We start from the raw sequence: 15916 nt of genomic DNA, 5'->3' as shown, positions 1-15916 counted from the left end.
CGGCCTGGAGGCCCGTCCACCGTCCGGCGGACCGCCGCCCGTCCGGCCCGTGGCCGGTGCAGCATCGCGCGGGTGACCACGCCGCGCCCGTCCCCTCCCTGTGACCGGGCCGCCGCGCTGCGCGCGGTGGTCGGGCTCGTCCTCCCGGTCGACTGCGTCGGCTGCGGGGTGCCCGACCGCGCCCTCTGCGACACCTGCCGGACGCACGTCGCGGCTCGACCACCGCGGGTCCGACTGATCGCCGGTGTCCGGACGGACGCGGCGTTCGAGTACGAGGGGCTCGTCCGCACCCTCGTGCTCGAGCTGAAGCTCCGCTCCCGCGTCGACCTCGCCGGCCCGCTCGCCCGGCGGTTCGGCGCGCTGGTGCGGCGGGCGCTCGCCGAGGCACCGGACGGCACGGTCGTGCTCCGGGTGCCGCCGTCCGCCCGTGGTGCCCGGCGACGCGGCTTCGACCCCGTGGTGCTGCTCCTCCGACGGGGACGGGCGCCGGTCGGGTCCGCCCTGGTGCGCTGCGACGGTCGGTCCGGCGGGGGTGGTCGCCGGGCCGGGGCCGGTGCTCGGAGCGGGAACGGGCAGAAGGAGCGCACGGCCACCGAGCGCGTGGCGGCGACGGTGGGTGCGCTGCGGGCCGTCGGGGTCGCGGGCCGGACCGTGGTGCTGGTCGACGACGTCGTGACGACGGGCGTGACCCTCGCCGAGGCGGTCCGAGCGGTCCGGGCGGCGGGCGGGACGGTCGTGCGGTGCGTGGCCGTCGCGAGCGTCGAGGACTGACCCCGACGTGCACGGACGGTGACGCCTGGGTGTCCGGTGGGCGTCCCGCCGGGATCCCGTGGACGTCGTGACAACCGTCCGCGCACGGGTCTAGCCTCGCGGCAAGGCGTCAGAGATCGCCGGACGGAGGCGACGCGCCGAGCGTGGATGGGAGCCGCCACATGGACGTGACGATCACGGGCCGGAACGTCGGGGTCACCGACCGATTCCGGACCTACGTCGAACAGAAGTCCGAGAAGATCGACGTGCTCGCCGACCGGGCCCTCGCCTTCGAGGTGCGGATCAGCCGTCACAACGAGAAGAGCGGCGGCGCCGGGGGCGAGGACCGTGTCGAGCTCATGCTGATCGGCCCCGGGCCGCTCGTCCGGGCCGAGTCGGCGGCGTCGGACAAGTACGCGGCCTTCGACCTGGCCTTCGCCCGGTTGACCGAACGACTCCGACGAGCACGTGATCGCCGCAAGGTGCACCGCGGCCGCCACCGTCCGACCTCGGTGGGCGAGGCCTCGGGTTCGGCGTTCGAGAACCTCGGCGTGACCCCGGCGGACGGGAAGCTCCTGCAGTCGGTCGCGACCGGCGCGGTGCCGACGGTGGACGCCGACGCGCACGACGAACCCGAGGACGAGGCGTACTGCCCGGTCGTCATCCGCGAGAAGGTCTTCGAGGCCGCGCCGATGACCGTCGACGACGCGCTCTACCACATGGAACTCGTCGGTCACGACTTCTACCTGTTCGTCGACGCGGCCACCGGACGCCCGAGCGTCGTCTACCGCCGCAAGGGTTGGGACTACGGCGTGATCGGCATCGACGACCCCTCGTCGGCCCGGACGGACGCGGTGAGCGAGCCGGCTGCGGCGCTCGCCTGACGGCACCGCACCACCCCGCGACGACCCGGTGCGCGGCCCGTTCGCGGGCCGCGCACCGCCGTGCGTCTCCCAGCGTCGGTCGTCGCGGGGTTGCTAGCATGACTGGCTGATCGCATCGCGCAGACGGCGCGAGACGACCTCGTAAGGAGCTCACGTGGCAAACGTGCTGGAGAAGGTCCTCCGCATCGGTGAAGGACGAACCCTCCGCCGCCTGAAGGCCTACGCCTCGGCGATCAACGACCTGGAAGACGACTTCGCGTCCCTCACCGACGAGGAACTCCAGGACGAGACGAAGGAGCTCCGGGAGCGCTACGCGAACGGCGAGACCCTCGACGACCTCCTGCCCGAGGCGTTCGCCGCCGTGCGCGAGGCCTCGAAGCGCACCCTCGGCATGCGGCACTTCGACGTGCAGCTCATGGGCGGTGCGGCGCTCCACCTCGGCAACATCGCCGAGATGAAGACCGGTGAGGGCAAGACGCTCGTCGCCACGACGGCCGCGTACCTCAACGCGATCCCGTCCCGCGGCGTGCACGTCATCACCGTCAACGACTTCCTCGCGTCGTACCAGTCGGAGCTCATGGGCCGCGTGTTCCGCGCCCTCGGCATGACCACGGGCTGCATCATCGCGAACCAGTCCCCGGCCGAGCGACGCGAGCAGTACGCGGCCGACATCACCTACGGCACGAACAACGAGTTCGGCTTCGACTACCTGCGCGACAACATGGCGTGGCAGGCGTCCGACATGGTGCAGCGCGGCCACTTCTTCGCGATCGTCGACGAGGTCGACTCGATCCTCATCGACGAGGCCCGGACGCCGCTCATCATCTCCGGCCCCTCCTCGGGCGAGGCGAACCGCTGGTTCACCGAGTTCGCCTCGATCGCCAAGCGCCTCACCCCGGGCGAGGACTACGAGGTCGACGAGAAGAAGCGCACGGTCGGCGTGCTCGAGCCCGGCATCGAGAAGGTCGAGGACTACCTCGGCATCGACAACCTCTACGAGTCGGCGAACACCCCGCTCATCTCGTTCCTCAACAACTCGATCAAGGCCGTCTCGCTGTTCAAGCGCGACAAGGACTACGTCGTCATGAACGGCGAGGTCCTGATCGTCGACGAGCACACCGGCCGCATCCTGATGGGCCGTCGCTACAACGAGGGCATCCACCAGGCGATCGAGGCGAAGGAGGGTGTCGAGGTCAAGGCCGAGAACCAGACCCTCGCGACCGTCACGCTGCAGAACTACTTCCGCCTGTACCAGAAGCTCTCCGGCATGACCGGTACCGCGGAGACCGAAGCGGCCGAGTTCATGTCGACGTACAAGCTCGGCGTGGTCCCGATCCCGACGAACAAGCCGATGCAGCGCCTCGACCAGACCGACCTCGTCTACAAGAACGAGAAGGCGAAGTTCGAGCAGGTCGCCGAGGACATCGCCGAGCGCCACGAGAAGGGCCAGCCGGTCCTGGTCGGCACCACGAGCGTCGAGAAGTCCGAGTACCTGTCGAAGCTCCTCGCGAAGAAGGGCGTCAAGCACGAGGTCCTCAACGCGAAGAACCACGCACGAGAGGCCGCGATCGTCGCGCAGGCCGGTCGACTCGGCGCGGTGACGGTCGCCACCAACATGGCCGGCCGCGGTACCGACATCATGCTCGGCGGAAACTCCGAGTTCCTCGCCGTGCAGGAGATGCACGCGAAGGGCCTGTCCCCGACGGAGACGCCGGAGGAGTACGAGGCCGCGTGGGACGACGTGTTCGACCGCGTCAAGGCCGAGATCAAGGACGAGGCCGACAAGGTCCGCGACGCCGGCGGTCTGTACGTCCTCGGCACCGAGCGCCACGAGTCCCGCCGCATCGACAACCAGCTGCGCGGTCGTTCCGGCCGTCAGGGCGACCCCGGTGAGAGCCGCTTCTACCTGTCGCTCACCGACGACCTGATGCGCCTGTTCAACTCCGGCGCCGCCGAGAGCCTCATGGGCCGCTCGAACGTCCCGGACGACCTCGCGATCGAGAACAAGCTCGTCGGCCGTGCGATCCGCTCGGCGCAGGCGCAGGTCGAGAGCCGCAACGCCGAGATCCGAAAGAACGTCCTCAAGTACGACGACGTCCTGAACCGGCAGCGTGAGGCGATCTACAGCGACCGCCGGCACATCCTCGAGGGCGACGACATCCACGACCGAGCGCAGACGTTCCTCAAGAGCGTCGTCGACGACGTGATCGACACCCACACCGGTGAGGGTTCGCCGGACGACTGGGACCTCGACGCCATGTGGACCGAGCTCGGGACGCTCTTCCCGATCTCGATCTCCATCGACGAGGTCATCACCGAGGCCGGCTCGAAGGGCAAGGCCACGCGCGAGTTCCTCGGCCGCGAGATCCTGTCGGACGCGCAGCTGGCGTACCAGAAGCGCGAGGAGCTCCTCGGCGACGAGGCCATGCGCGAGCTCGAGCGTCGCGTGGTGCTCTCCGTCATCGACCGCCGCTGGCGGGACCACCTCTACGAGATGGACTACCTCAAGGACGGCATCGGCCTCCGCGCGATGGCGCAGCGTGACCCGCTGGTCGAGTACCAGCGCGAGGGCTACGCCCTGTTCCAGAGCATGATGGGCCAGATCCGCGAGGAGTCCGTCGGCTACCTCTTCAACCTCGAGGTGCAGGTGCAGTCGGACGGCGAGAACGCCGTCATCGAGGCCAAGGGACTCGGCGAGGAAGGGACGAGCGGCCTGGAGTACTCGGCACCGTCCATCGACGGCGAGGTCGAGGTCCGCGACGAGCAGGGCCGCCTGGAGCAGGCCGCGACGGCACGGGCGCAGCGTGCGCAGGCCGAGGCCGAGGAGCAGCAGGGTCCGGAGCAGGGTTCCGCGTTCGGCAACGCCGCGACGGCCTCCGGCCAGGCGGCGGCGAACAACCGCGCCGAGCGTCGCGCGGCGAAGCGCAGCTGACGCAGCAGCAGACGGACGGGAGGCGCGGTGCCAGCTGGCACCGCGCCTCCCGTCCGTCTGCGCGCACGCGTCTTCTGCGCGCACGCCCAGAGCACGAGACTCGCCCTCAGCGACCGACCTCGTGCTCCCCAGCGCGAGGAACGTCGCTCACCACGAGACTCGTGCGGCGGCAGCCGGCTGCGTGATCAGAGCACGCCGACCGCGGTCGCGCGCCAGCGCGCGTTCCGCGCCTCGAGCCGGATCGCGACCGCTCGCGCGTGACTCCGCCCGTGCACGACCACCGTGGCCTCGACGACGCCGTCCGCGGGCGAGCAGCACACGACGCGTTCCGCTCGGAGCGACGGGCGCTGGAGGGGACTGCGGCGCGCCGAGCGACTCCGCGCCGCGAGGGCGGACCGCTGCTGGAGGTGCCGGTGCACGTCCTCGGTGACCCAGCGGGCGATGCTGTCGACCTCCCGGGCACCACTGAGGATCTCCACCACGCAGAGCGCGAGTGCCCGCGCGGTCTGCCCGGGATCGGGGAGCGCCACGGGCCCCGCTGGACCGGGGAGCGCCGGATCGACGCTGTGCGGCACCGTGCGCAGCGGCGGCGGCGGCGGGACGGTGTCCTCCTCCGGATGATCATCGTCTGGTCGTACTGCTCGTTGCGCCACCCCGGCCCTTTCCGTCGAGGCCGAGCGTATGGTGAGTGCAACATTCGAAATACCGCAGGTCTGTCACCTGTGGACAACGCGGCGTTGTCCACACAGGGCGACACCTAGACTTGGCACGTGTCGACCCTCAGTGACCTCGTCCTCGCGCAAGGCCGTTCTTCCGAAGCCGACGTGGAGTGGCTCCACCTGCTCGTCGGGGACTGGCAGCTGCTCGCCGACCTCTCGTTCGCCGACATGGTGCTCTGGGTCCCCACGGCAGAGGACGGCTCGTTCGTGGCCGTCGCGCACGCCCGTCCGAGTTCCGCCGCGACGCTGTTCTACCGGGACATCGTCGGCCAGGAGATCCGCGAGGAGTGGCGCGAGCAGGTGACGGAGTGCTTCGTCGGCAGCCGGGTCGTCGACTCCGCCGAGCCCGACTGGTACGAGGACACCCCGACCCGCGTGCGGGCGATCCCGGTGCTCCGACGGCTCTCGGCGAACAGCGCGGAGACCACCGACCGTCCGATCGCCGTCGTCACGCGGCACTCGAACCAGGACGAGATGCGGACGCCGAGCCGGCAGGAGCTGAACTTCACGGCCGGTGCCAACGACCTCTTCGGCATGATCGCCACGGGGGACTTCCCGGACCTCGGTGCTCCGGCCGGTCCGCGTCGAGGGGCACCGCGTGCGAGCGACGGACTCCTGCGCCTCGACACGAACGGCGTCGTGACCTTCGCGAGCCCGAACGGCCTGAGCGCCTTCAACCGCATGGGCTTCGAGGGCGAACTCGAACGCAAGTCCCTGGCCGAGGTGACGACCGAGCTCATCGGGTCGAAGCTCGACGTCGACGAGTCACTCCCGCTCGTGGTCACCGGGCGTGCGCCCTGGCGTGCCGACGTCGAGGCGAAGGGCGTCACGGTGTCGCTGCGCTCGATCCCGCTCCGCGACCACGGTGAGCGCATCGGCGCGATCGTGCTCTGCCGCGACGTGTCCGAGCTGCGCCACCAGGAGCGCGAGCTCATCACGAAGGACGCGACGATCCGCGAGATCCACCACCGCGTGAAGAACAACCTCCAGACGGTGGCGTCCCTCCTCCGCATCCAGGCGCGACGCACCCACTCGGAGGAGGCCCGCACGTCGCTGCAGAACGCCATGCGCCGGGTCGCGGCGATCGCGGTCGTGCACGACACCCTCTCGACCGGGCTGAGCCAGAACGTCGACTTCGACCAGGTGTTCGACTCGGTGCTCAAGCTCGTGACCGAGGTCGCGGCGTCCCACAACACCACCGTCCGCCCGAAGAAGACCGGCGAGTTCGGCGTCCTGCCCTCGGAAGCGGCGACCCCGCTCGCGCTCGGCCTCACCGAACTCGTGACGAACGCGGTCGAGCACGGGCTGGACGGCCGCGACGGCGAGGTCGAGATCGTCGCCGACCGGTACGACGACCACCTCGAGATCCAGGTGCGCGACAACGGTCGAGGGCTGCCGGAGGGCAAGGTCGGGTCCGGTCTCGGCACGCAGATCGTCCGCACGCTCATCCAGGGCGAGCTCGGCGGGACGATCGACTGGCACACGCTCACGGGCAGCGGGACCGAGGTCGGCATCTCGATCCCGTTCCGCTGGCTGACGGCAGCGCCCGCGGCGTAACGCCCGCGGCGGCCGCGCCGGTGCCCCGGGCGGCCGGAACCAGGTTTCGGACACAACACCGCGGAAAAGCGCGATGCAGTGTCCGGAACCTGGTTCCGCTGGCTCACAACGACGCCCCCCCCCCGCACACGACGAAGCCCGCCGCCCCAGCGGGGGGCGACGGGCTTCGGGGACCGCAGGTCAGGAAGCGCGACGAGCGCGGGCGGCGCGGCGCTTCAGCGCACGACGCTCGTCCTCGCTGAGGCCGCCCCAGACACCGGAGTCCTGGTTGTTCTCGAGGGCGTACTGCAGGCACATCTCGGTGACGGTGCACCGGGCGCAGACGGACTTCGCCTTCTCGATCTGGTCAACTGCGGGGCCGGTGTTCCCGACCGGGAAGAAGAGCTCGGGGTCCGCGGTGAGGCAGGCAGCCTGGTCACGCCAGTCCATGTGTGGTGCTCCTTGATGTCGATGCTCGAACGGCAGCCGTGGACGTGGTTCGGGGGATCGGAACGCTGGGCATGCTGAGCATGAGGGGACACCCTGTGGGGGAGGGATCCGCTGGAAGCGAGTCTGACGCCCGCGGAACGCTCGGGGGAGGAGCGTCGAACCACGGGAGACGCACACCACATCGTGCCGTCCGAACGACCTCGAATATCGTTCCATACTGGTAGGGGCAAATCAAGGGTTCCGACGCTGGAGGATCGCTGTGCACGACACCACACCCGCCGAGTCCGCGGACCCCGGACAGCGCTCGCCCGCGTTCACGGTGCTGCAGGTCGTGCTCGGCCTCGAGTTCCTCGCGCTGGCCGGCGTCACGGTCTGGCTCCTCGTCGAACTGGTCACCTCGCCGGCGACGAGTCTCGCCTCCGGGATCGCCTTGACGATCCTGACCGCGATCGCGGCGCTCTGGCTCGGCGCGCTCTTCGTCGGGTTGCGGAACCGCCGTCCGTGGGTGCGCTCCGGGATCATCGTCTGGCAGGTGATGCAGGGCGCGCTCGCGATCGGTGCGTTCCAGGGAGTCTTCCGCGTCGCCTGGTTCGGCTGGCTGCTGCTCATCCCCGCGCTGCTCGCCATCACGCTCGTGCTCTCGCGGCCGGTCACGGCCGCCCTCGTCCGCCAGGACGGCGACGGGGACTGAGTCCGCCAGGACGGCGACGCGGGCTGACGCAACCGCCTGGAGGCCCGGTGCCGGTCTCGTGGACCGGCACCGGGCCTCCAGTGCGTGCGCTCCGCCGATCAGACCAGGCCGAGCTTCTTCCGCAGGCTGGCGACGTGGCCGGTGGCCTTCACGTTGTAGAGCGGCAGCTGCACGGTGCCGTCCTCGTCGACGACGATCGTCGAGCGGATGGTGCCGGTGACGATCTTCCCGTAGTTGTTCTTCTCGCCCCACGCGCCGTACGCCTTGTGCACGGCGAGGTCGGGGTCGCTCAGCAGCGGGAACGTGAGCGCCTGCTCGTGGCGGAACTTCGCGAGTGCGGGCAGCTCGTCCTTCGAGACGCCGAGGACCTCGTAGCCCGCCGCCTGCAGCGACGACATGTTGTCGCGGAAGTCGCACGCCTCGGTGGTGCACCCCGGGGTGGAGGCCGCCGGGTAGAAGTACACGATGACCTTCTTCCCCCGCAGCGCGGACAGTGCGTGCTCCGTGCCGTCCTGGTCCGGGAGGGTGAAGTCGGGGGCGGTGTCGCCGGCGGCGAGACGGTCGGTCATGGTGCTCCTGTTCGATCGTGGTGCCCGGTGGTCATGAGCACCCCGAAGCCATGCTATTGTTGTTTCCCGTTGCAGCACGGTGAAACGGAACGCAGCGAACGCACCTCTAGCTCAATTGGCAGAGCAACTGACTCTTAATCAGTGGGTTCTGGGTTCAAGTCCCAGGGGGTGCACCAGCACGGCCCCGGTCCGAACGGACCGGGGCCTTCGTCGTTCCCGGGCTCGGACGACTGCGAGCGACGACACGCCCGAGCAGCACTCCGGCCCCGAAATCAGTCGGGCCGGACGTCGACGATCCGCTCCTCGCCGAACACCGGGTCGACGGCTCCCGCCGTCACCGCCGCGAGGTCCGCTCGGAGGCGCGACCGTTCGGCTGCCGGCACCCACAGCTCGAACGCCGCGGCTGCTCCGTACACCGGCTCGCCGAGCACCGCGTCGTGGTGGCGGACCCAGTCGCGGAGGACGTTGTCGATCCGCCCGGCCTCGGCGTGCGGCACCGCGACCGTCGCGCGGGTCAACGACCGTCGGGGCACGACCACCGCGCGGTCGAGGGTCTCCGACACCGAGGTCGAGTACGCCCGGACGAGGCCGCCGGCCCCGAGCTTCACGCCGCCGAAGTACCGCGTGACCACCGCGACCAGGTCGGTGAGACCACGGCGACGCAGGACCTCGAGCATCGGGACCCCGGCGGTACCGCTCGGTTCGCCGTCGTCGGAGGAGCGCGCCTGGTCGCCCAGGACGCCGGTCACCATCGCCGTGCAGTGGTGCCGCGCGTCCCAGTGCCGCTTCCGGACCTCCGTGACCACGCGCTCGGCGTCGGCGACGTCCACCACCGGTGCGACGGTGGTGATGAAGCGCGACTTCGTGACGACGACCTCGTGCTCGACCGGGGCGGCGATGGTGGAGGGGAGGGACGCGCTCACCGGATCGAGGCTACCGGCGCTACCATGACCTGCACTGCTGGCGACTGGGGAGGAGTCCGATCGACATGGACGACATCGTCGACGACCGGGGTGGCGCGCTGGACGCCGCGGAGCTCGCCCGGCGGCTCAACCTGCTGCTCGACTTCGAGGAGTCGCAGCGCGGCGCCCCTGTGCCGTTCGCCGCGGTCGAGGAGTACGTCGCCGCCCACGGTGGATCGCTCTCCCGGGCGAAGTGGACGTACATGCTCTCCGGCGACGGCCGGCGCAACCGCGACTCCGGTCTGCTCCGTCTGCTCGCCGGGTTCTTCGAGGTCGACGAGCGGTTCCTGCTCGAGGACAGCGCGGTCCCGGAGCGGATCAGCGCGCAGCTCGCCCTCGTGCGCTCCCTGCGGTCGGCGCGGGTGAGCGGCTTCGCGGCCCGGACCTTCCCGGGGGAGCTCTCGGCCGAGGCGCTGCGGCGGATCGCCGAGGTGCTCGAGGAGGAGTCGCAGCGGGGGAGCGTCGCGTGAGCGCCGACTTCGTCGAGGCGTTCTGGGCACGGGCGGACGCCGAGGGCTGGTCGGACGTCGACGACGCCGTCGCCGCGGCGGCCGCGATCGTCGGGAAGCCCATCGTGGTCCGTGAAGAGGCGTTCCTCGCGGAGGAACCCGTGTGCGGCTTCGTCGCCACGCTCGAGCACCGGCACCTCGTGATGATCTCGCCGACGCCGTCTCAGACCTTCCGGTCGTTCGTCATCGGGCACGAGCTCGGGCACGTGCTGCACCGGCACCAGGAGGCCCAGGCGCAGTCGGCGTACATCCGTGACGTGATCCCGGACCTGCCCGAGTACAAGGTCGAGCGGGCGATGGCCCGCGGGCTGTTCGACAACGCGTTCGAACGGGAGGCCGAGTTGTTCGCCGACCGGCTGGCGCAGGTCATCCGTGCTGCCCGGACCCGTCCGAGCGACTTCCGCGGGGTCTTCGGGTGAGTGCCGACCGCCACCCGGTGGTGCCGCGGTGATCCTGGCCGTCGCCCAGGCGCTCCTGCTCGTCGTCGGCACGGTCGTGCTCTTCGTCCTCCAGCGGGGACAGGACCGCACCCTCGCCGTGACCTTCCTGCTCTTCGCGGCGACGATCGTGACGAACGTGGACCCGCTCTACCGGTGGGTCGATCCGCTGTTCGGCGGTTTCAACCTCGTCACGGTGGTGAGCGACTGTCTCATGGTCGCGGGGACGAGCACGCTGCTGTGGGGCGTCGCGAAGGCCGTCGGGTTCGGTCGGCGCTGGCTGCGGACCGCGATCGTCGTGGTGTTCGCGGTGGTGCTCGTCGTCGTCGTGACGGCCTTCACCGTGCTCGAGAAGCCGCCGACCACGACGACGTTCATGCTCGACGCCGGGGCGCACCCGGCCGCCGTGGTCTACTCGGTGTCGCAGACGGTGTACCTCGGCGTGGCACTCGGCGCGACCGGGCTCATCTGCCTCCTCCGCCTGCGTGAGGCCCGCGGGCTGGTCGACCGGATCGGCCTCTGGGTGCTCGTGCTCGGCGGCGTGCTCGGCGTCGTCCGCATGGTCGTGGTCGTCGTGATGGACGTCGCGCACCTCGTCGGGGACCTCGCCGTGACCCGGTCGCTGGCGGTGCCGTACGACGTCACGACGCCGGGCGCCGTGCTGTGCGTCGCGTCGGGGATGCTCCTCCTCGTCATCGGCCACCAGGTGTGGCGTGCTCGTCGGACGGGCACGGTGGAGCGGGCGATCCGGAGCCTGCAACCGCTCCACGACCGGATCGGGACGGACAACGCGTACCCCGCGACCTCCGACCCGGAGACACGCCTGAGCCGCACGATCGTCGAGATCAACGACGGGGCGCGGGCCAGCCGGACGGTGCTGACGCCGGAGGAGCGCGCGGTCCTCGCCGCCGCCGAGGGAGCGCTCGACCCCGCCTGAGGTCGACGGTCGCCGACGCGCCGTGTAGGGTCTGTAGCAATTGCTACAGACCGGTGGGTCTCGACCGCGTTGGGGGCGGCCGAGCCCCACCGGGCGGCACAGCACCAGCCGGTGCGACAGCGACGGTCGTTACGATCGGTACGTGCTCGTCTTCGCCGCCCTCGTCCTGTTCATCGGCGCCGTCTTCAACGTCGTCGCCTGGCCGCGCTTCTTCCAGCGCGTCGCGAAGGACCCGCGAGCGCGCGACGCCGCGGGCCGGCCGACGACGTTCTGGCGCGTGCACCTCGTCCTCGTCGTGATCGCGCTGGCGATCGCGGCCGCGTCGGTGGTGGCGGGCATCCTCCTGCTGGTCTGACCCGGCACACCCCGCGTCGTGCGCACGCGGCGGACGGGAGGCCCGTGGCGGCGCCGCCCCGGGCCTCCCGTCCGCCATGTGGTGCGGCAGCACCGTCCGGTCCGCGTGACGGACGTCGGTGGTCCGGGGTAGACCGGGTGCCACCGGCGACAGGAGGACCCCGTGACGGACGCGACACCCCGCACCTACCCCCAGGGCGTGCCGAGCTGGATCGACCTGCGCACGCCCGACCCGGACGCCGCCGAGGCGTTCTACGGCGGCCTCTTCGGCTGGTCGTTCGAGGAACGCCTGCCGCCCGGCGTCCCGGGGTCGTACCGGATCGCGAGCGTCGACGGACGCGAGGTCGGCGCGGTGGCGTCGAGCGGCGACCCGGCGCGGTGGCAGACGTACGTCGCGGTCGACGACGCCGATGCGGTGGCAGCGCGGGTCGTGGCGCTCGGCGGGACCGCCGCCGCGCCCGAGGACGCCGGTGCCGGCGGTGCCGCGGGTCGCAGCGTCGACTGCGTCGATCCGCGCGGGGCGGCGTTCGGGCTCTGGCAGGCCCGTGCCCGCCTCGGGTCGCAGCACATCAACGCACCGGGCGGTTGGGTGTTCAGCGACCTCCGCTCCACCGAACCGGACGCGGCAATCGCGTTCTACGCCGACCTGTTCGGCTGGCTCGTGTCCGACATGCAGGAGGGACCGGGAGCGATGCTCCGGCTGCCCGGGTACGGCGACCACCTCGCGGCGACGTCCGACCCGTCGATCCGGGAACGGCAGGTCGGGGCTCCGGAGGGCTTCGCCGACGTCATCGGCGCGCTCGACCGCCTCGACGCCGGCCACGACGACTGGCACGTGGCGTTCAGTTGTGCCGACCGCGACGCCGCGGCGACCAGGGTCGAGGAGCTCGGTGGGCGCATCACCGGGACGTGGGAGGGCTACTGGACGCGGGCGGCCGAGGTCGAGGACGCCCAGGGCGCGCCGTTCCGCATGACGCAGTTCGTGCCGCGCGGCTGACCGCGGAGCTCAGTCCGCCAGGGGCGCCCCGAGCACCCGGCGGAGGGCGTGGTCGGCCACCCGCTCGTCCGTGGTGTCGAGCAGCACGCGGTAGGTGTCGTCGTCGGTGACGAACTCGACGCACACCGCGTCGTCGTCGCACGGGCCGATCCGCCAGCCACGCACCGATCCCATCGGCACTTCGGTGCGGCCGGACCGCTCGTAGCTCGTCTCGGCGGTGACCCGGTCGTCGAAGACGCGCACGCGACCGAACGTGCCGCGCCAGGTCAGCTGCAGGTCGAGTGAGGGGATGAGCGACGGGTCCGGCACCCGCCGATGCTACCGGCGGACGCCGGACCCGTCACGGACGATCCGGTGGACGCGCGTCACTTCCCGGACTGGTCACCCGTCCCGTCACGGCGCACCTGGTTCGCGGGGTCGCGTCCGGTGACCGGGTACGGCCCGGTGACGCCCTCGCGGAGGGCCGCGATGCGGAGGATCCGGTCGCGCTGCAGGAACCAGCCGACGATCAGGAGCGGGATGATGATCACGAGGGACGCGATCGTGTAGGTGCCGACCGGGTAGTCGATCGCCATGAGCACGATGACCGACGCGAGGAACGCCAGCGTGAGCCACGCGGTCACCGGTGCGCCGGGCAGGCGGAACGTGGGCTCCTTCGCGAGGCCCTGCTTCGCCCAGCTCCGGAGCTTCATCTGGCAGAGGATGATCGTGCCCCACGCCGTGATGATGCCGAGGCTCGCCACGTTGAGGGCGATCTCGAACGCCTGGGACGGCACGAAGTAGTTGAGCACGACGCCGACGACGGTGAAGCCCGCGGTGAGCAGGATGCCCGCGTACGGGACGCCGCCGCGCGACATCTTCGTGGTCCACTTCGGCGCGGAGCCGTTCATGCCCATCGAGTGCAGCGCGCGGCCGGTCGAGTAGAGGCCGGCGTTCAGCGACGACAGCGCCGCCGTGAGCACGACGAAGTTCATGATCGACCCGACGACCTGCCCGACCTGCGGGTTGCCGATCGACGAGAAGAACGTCACGAACGGGCTCTCGCCCTCCTTGTAGGAGGTGTACGGCAGCAGGAGCGAGAGCAGCACGACCGAACCGACGTAGAACACCGCGATGCGGAAGACGACGGAGTTGATCGCGCGCGGGATGACCTTCTCGGTGTCCTGCGTCTCGCCCGAAGCCGTGCCGACGAGCTCGATCGCCGCGTACGCGAACACGACGCCCTGGATCACGAGGACCGCGGGCAACAGGCCGTTAGGGAACACGCCGTCGTTGTTCTGCAGGATCGAGAAGCCGGTCTGCACCGCCTGCCCGCCGGTCTCGACGGGGAACGCGAAGATGAGCCACACCAGCGCGACCACGAGGAACGCGACGAGGGCGGCAACCTTGATGAGTGCGAACCAGAACTCGAGCTCGCCGAAGACCTTGACCGCGACGAGGTTGGCCGCGAGGACGACGACGAGGGCGATGAGCGCCATCAGCCACTGCGGCGCCGAGGTGAACGGCTTCCAGTACTGCATGTAGAGCGCGACCGCGGTGGTGTCCACGATCGAGGTCATCGCCCAGTTCAGGAAGTACATCCACCCGGCGGCGTACGCGAACTTCTCGCCGTAGAACTCGCGCGCGTACGAGATGAACGACCCCGAGGAGGGGCGGTGCAGCACGAGCTCGCCGAGGGCACGGAGGATGAAGAACGCGAAGATCCCGGCCACCAGGTAGGTGATGGCGAGCGCGGGACCCGCGGAGTTGAGCCGTCCACCGGCACCGAGGAAGAGGCCGGTGCCGATGGCCCCGCCGATCGCGATCATCTGCAACTGCCGGGGCTTCAGACCGTGCTGGTAGCCCTCCTGCTCGTGCGAGAAGTCCTGCGCGGGGGCGCGACGGGCTCCCGTGTCGTTCTGCGCTGTCATGCGCGACACGCTACAGGTGCGAGCGACCCGGGGTGGCACACAACCCGCCCCGCTGGACCCGGGGGACCGTCGTCTTGGTTGCATGGAGGGATGGACATCCTCCTCCGACTCCTCGTCGCGGTCGGGTTCGCCCTGCTCGTCACGGCCGTCGCCGCGCTCGTCACCCACCTCGTCTTCCGCTCCCTCGCCCGTCGTGAACGCTGGGCGTCCGTGCTCTCCCGTCGGACGAAGCACCCCTTCCGCACCGTGCTGCTCATCGCCCTGCTCTGGACGGCATTCGCCACGAGCGTCCCGGACACCCGTGCGTACCCGTGGCGCGACGAGGTCTCGCACGTGTTCCTCATCGCCGTGATCGGCACCGGCTGCTGGCTCGCCTGCGAGGTCGCGATCTTCCTCGAGTCCCTCGGCCTGCACCGCTACCGGACGGACGTGCCCGACAACCGCGTCGCCCGCCGGGTCAAGACCCAGGTGCTCGTCCTGCGCCGCCTGACCGTCGCGGTGCTCGTCATCATCGCGGTCGGCGCGATCCTGCTGACCTTCCCCGGGGTCGAGGCCGCCGGCGCGAGCGTGCTCGCCTCCGCCGGGCTGATCTCCGTGATCGCCGGCCTCGCGGCGCAGTCGACGCTCGGCAACGTGTTCGCGGGCATGCAGCTCGCGTTCTCCGGGTCCATCCGGGTCGACGACGTCGTGGTGGTCGAGCAGCAGTGGGGGAGGATCGAGGAGATCACCCTGACCTACGTCGTCGTGCACCTGTGGGACGACCGCCGGTTCGTGCTCCCGTCGACGTACTTCACGAGCACCCCGTTCGAGAACTGGACGCGGACGAACAGCGAACTGCTCGGTGCCGTCGAGTTCGACCTCGACTGGCGCGTGCGCCCCGGAGACATGCGCGTCGAGCTCGAACGGATCCTCGAGCGGACCGAGCTCTGGGACCGCCGGGTCCAGGTGCTCCAGGTCACCGACGCCGTGCAGGGGTTCGTGCACGTCCGCGTGCTCGTCACCGCGCACGACGCCCCGTCGCTGTTCGACCTGCGCTGCTACGTCCGCGAGGAACTGGTCGCCTGGATCCAGCGAACGCACCCGGACGCGCAGCCCGTGCAGCGGGTGCTCATGGTGGAGGACGTCGCCGCGCCGCGACGACGCGGCGCGTCGACCGCCGCGTCGTCGGCGCTCTTCGGCGGTGAGCACGACGAGCGAGCCGCGATGTTCACCGGGCCGATCAGCACCTCCGACGTCCGGCCGGCGGACCTGCCGTAGCCGGGTCGACGAACGGACGGGA

The 15916-nt window shown here is 70.8% G+C and carries 17 protein-coding genes and 1 tRNA gene; 12 read left to right on the top strand and 6 right to left on the bottom strand.

Annotated features, from left to right (window positions below):
• Positions 1-72: 72 nt before the first annotated feature.
• The 3 genes from ACRQ4C_RS11230 (at position 73) to secA (ending at position 4566) form a co-directional block, all read left to right on the top strand.
• Positions 73-771, top strand: a complete 699-nt coding sequence (locus ACRQ4C_RS11230) for a ComF family protein (protein ID WP_439688698.1) — start codon at positions 73-75, stop codon at positions 769-771.
• A gap of 161 nt (positions 772-932) precedes the next feature.
• On the top strand, positions 933-1634 hold the full coding sequence (hpf, locus tag ACRQ4C_RS11225) for a ribosome hibernation-promoting factor, HPF/YfiA family (RefSeq protein ID WP_290131377.1): 702 nt from the start codon (positions 933-935) through the stop codon (positions 1632-1634).
• A gap of 154 nt (positions 1635-1788) precedes the next feature.
• Positions 1789-4566, top strand: coding sequence for a preprotein translocase subunit SecA (gene secA / locus ACRQ4C_RS11220; RefSeq protein WP_439688697.1), 2778 nt, complete (start codon positions 1789-1791; stop codon positions 4564-4566).
• Between the two features lie 185 nt (positions 4567-4751).
• On the opposite strand, the gene ACRQ4C_RS11215 is transcribed toward secA, so the two are convergent.
• On the bottom strand, positions 4752-5096 hold the full coding sequence (locus ACRQ4C_RS11215; RefSeq protein WP_439688696.1) for an Rv3235 family protein: 345 nt from the start codon (positions 5094-5096) through the stop codon (positions 4752-4754).
• A 240-nt stretch (positions 5097-5336) separates the two neighbouring features.
• On the opposite strand from ACRQ4C_RS11215, the gene ACRQ4C_RS11210 reads away from it, so the two are divergent.
• Positions 5337-6842, top strand: a complete 1506-nt coding sequence (locus ACRQ4C_RS11210; protein WP_400413501.1) for a sensor histidine kinase — start codon at positions 5337-5339, stop codon at positions 6840-6842.
• Positions 6843-7022: 180 nt separating this feature from the next.
• Here ACRQ4C_RS11210 and ACRQ4C_RS11205 read toward each other — a convergent pair whose 3' ends face one another.
• A complete protein-coding gene (locus tag ACRQ4C_RS11205) occupies positions 7023-7271 on the bottom strand; it encodes a WhiB family transcriptional regulator (protein ID WP_022904217.1) in 249 nt (82 codons plus the stop codon).
• A 259-nt stretch (positions 7272-7530) separates the two neighbouring features.
• Here ACRQ4C_RS11205 and ACRQ4C_RS11200 point away from each other — a divergent pair, with 259 nt between their 5' ends.
• Positions 7531-7962 (top strand): hypothetical protein, encoded by a 432-nt coding sequence (locus tag ACRQ4C_RS11200; RefSeq protein ID WP_400413504.1) that lies wholly within the window; start codon positions 7531-7533, stop codon positions 7960-7962.
• Positions 7963-8060: 98 nt separating this feature from the next.
• On the opposite strand, the gene bcp is transcribed toward ACRQ4C_RS11200, so the two are convergent.
• Entirely contained in the window at positions 8061-8531 is a 471-nt protein-coding gene (bcp, locus tag ACRQ4C_RS11195; RefSeq protein WP_439688695.1) for a thioredoxin-dependent thiol peroxidase, read from the bottom strand.
• A gap of 100 nt (positions 8532-8631) precedes the next feature.
• On the opposite strand from bcp, the gene ACRQ4C_RS11190 reads away from it, so the two are divergent.
• Positions 8632-8707 (top strand) — tRNA-Lys (locus tag ACRQ4C_RS11190).
• A 96-nt stretch (positions 8708-8803) separates the two neighbouring features.
• Here ACRQ4C_RS11190 and ACRQ4C_RS11185 read toward each other — a convergent pair.
• The gene (locus ACRQ4C_RS11185; RefSeq protein ID WP_290131383.1) at positions 8804-9454 is read right to left on the bottom strand and encodes an IMPACT family protein; all 651 of its coding nucleotides are present in this window, start codon (positions 9452-9454) and stop codon (positions 8804-8806) included.
• 65 nt (positions 9455-9519) lie between these two features.
• On the opposite strand from ACRQ4C_RS11185, the gene ACRQ4C_RS11180 reads away from it, so the two are divergent.
• The 5 genes from ACRQ4C_RS11180 to ACRQ4C_RS11160 all read left to right on the top strand — a co-directional run bounded on the left by ACRQ4C_RS11180 (position 9520) and on the right by ACRQ4C_RS11160 (position 12727).
• Positions 9520-9963: a hypothetical protein gene (locus tag ACRQ4C_RS11180; RefSeq protein WP_290131384.1), complete on the top strand. Its 444-nt coding sequence runs from the start codon at positions 9520-9522 to the stop codon at positions 9961-9963.
• On the top strand, positions 9960-10421 hold the full coding sequence (locus tag ACRQ4C_RS11175) for an ImmA/IrrE family metallo-endopeptidase (RefSeq protein ID WP_290131385.1): 462 nt from the start codon (positions 9960-9962) through the stop codon (positions 10419-10421). The genes ACRQ4C_RS11180 and ACRQ4C_RS11175 overlap by 4 nt, the downstream gene beginning before the upstream one ends.
• Positions 10422-10449: 28 nt before the next feature.
• Positions 10450-11376 carry a hypothetical protein gene (locus ACRQ4C_RS11170; RefSeq protein ID WP_400413515.1) on the top strand — a complete coding sequence of 309 codons (927 nt, stop codon included), beginning with the start codon at positions 10450-10452 and terminating at the stop codon, positions 11374-11376.
• Between the two features lie 142 nt (positions 11377-11518).
• Positions 11519-11731 carry an SCO4848 family membrane protein gene (locus ACRQ4C_RS11165; protein ID WP_290131387.1) on the top strand — a complete coding sequence of 71 codons (213 nt, stop codon included), beginning with the start codon at positions 11519-11521 and terminating at the stop codon, positions 11729-11731.
• A gap of 162 nt (positions 11732-11893) precedes the next feature.
• Complete coding sequence (locus tag ACRQ4C_RS11160) at positions 11894-12727, top strand: VOC family protein (protein ID WP_439688692.1); 834 nt, start codon at positions 11894-11896, stop codon at positions 12725-12727.
• Between the two features lie 9 nt (positions 12728-12736).
• Here the strand turns inward: ACRQ4C_RS11160 and ACRQ4C_RS11155 are convergent, their stop codons facing one another.
• Together ACRQ4C_RS11155 and ACRQ4C_RS11150 are read right to left on the bottom strand one after the other, a co-directional pair.
• Positions 12737-13036 carry a hypothetical protein gene (locus tag ACRQ4C_RS11155; RefSeq protein ID WP_290131389.1) on the bottom strand — a complete coding sequence of 100 codons (300 nt, stop codon included), beginning with the start codon at positions 13034-13036 and terminating at the stop codon, positions 12737-12739.
• A gap of 56 nt (positions 13037-13092) precedes the next feature.
• Positions 13093-14637 (bottom strand): amino acid permease, encoded by a 1545-nt coding sequence (locus ACRQ4C_RS11150; RefSeq protein WP_290131390.1) that lies wholly within the window; start codon positions 14635-14637, stop codon positions 13093-13095.
• A 90-nt stretch (positions 14638-14727) separates the two neighbouring features.
• Here ACRQ4C_RS11150 and ACRQ4C_RS11145 point away from each other — a divergent pair, with 90 nt between their 5' ends.
• The gene (locus ACRQ4C_RS11145; RefSeq protein ID WP_439688691.1) at positions 14728-15894 is read left to right on the top strand and encodes a mechanosensitive ion channel family protein; all 1167 of its coding nucleotides are present in this window, start codon (positions 14728-14730) and stop codon (positions 15892-15894) included.
• Positions 15895-15916: the final 22 nt, after the last annotated feature.

Origin of the sequence: Curtobacterium sp. SP.BCp, assembly GCF_051903255.1 — a bacterium.
Lineage (GTDB): Bacteria > Actinomycetota > Actinomycetes > Actinomycetales > Microbacteriaceae > Curtobacterium.
This window is presented reverse-complemented; position numbering and strand designations above follow the sequence as displayed.

What these genes read in the sequence shown, in the direction of transcription:
- hpf (WP_290131377.1), top strand. Translation starts at nt 933, where the DNA reads ATGGACGTGACGATCACGGGCCGGAACGTCGGGGTCACCGACCGATTC.
- bcp (WP_439688695.1), bottom strand. Translation starts at nt 8,531, where the DNA reads ATGACCGACCGTCTCGCCGCCGGCGACACCGCCCCCGACTTCACCCTC.
- ACRQ4C_RS11205 (WP_022904217.1), bottom strand. Translation starts at nt 7,271, where the DNA reads ATGGACTGGCGTGACCAGGCTGCCTGCCTCACCGCGGACCCCGAGCTC.
- ACRQ4C_RS11150 (WP_290131390.1), bottom strand. Translation starts at nt 14,637, where the DNA reads ATGACAGCGCAGAACGACACGGGAGCCCGTCGCGCCCCCGCGCAGGAC.
- ACRQ4C_RS11180 (WP_290131384.1), top strand. Translation starts at nt 9,520, where the DNA reads ATGGACGACATCGTCGACGACCGGGGTGGCGCGCTGGACGCCGCGGAG.
- ACRQ4C_RS11145 (WP_439688691.1), top strand. Translation starts at nt 14,728, where the DNA reads ATGGACATCCTCCTCCGACTCCTCGTCGCGGTCGGGTTCGCCCTGCTC.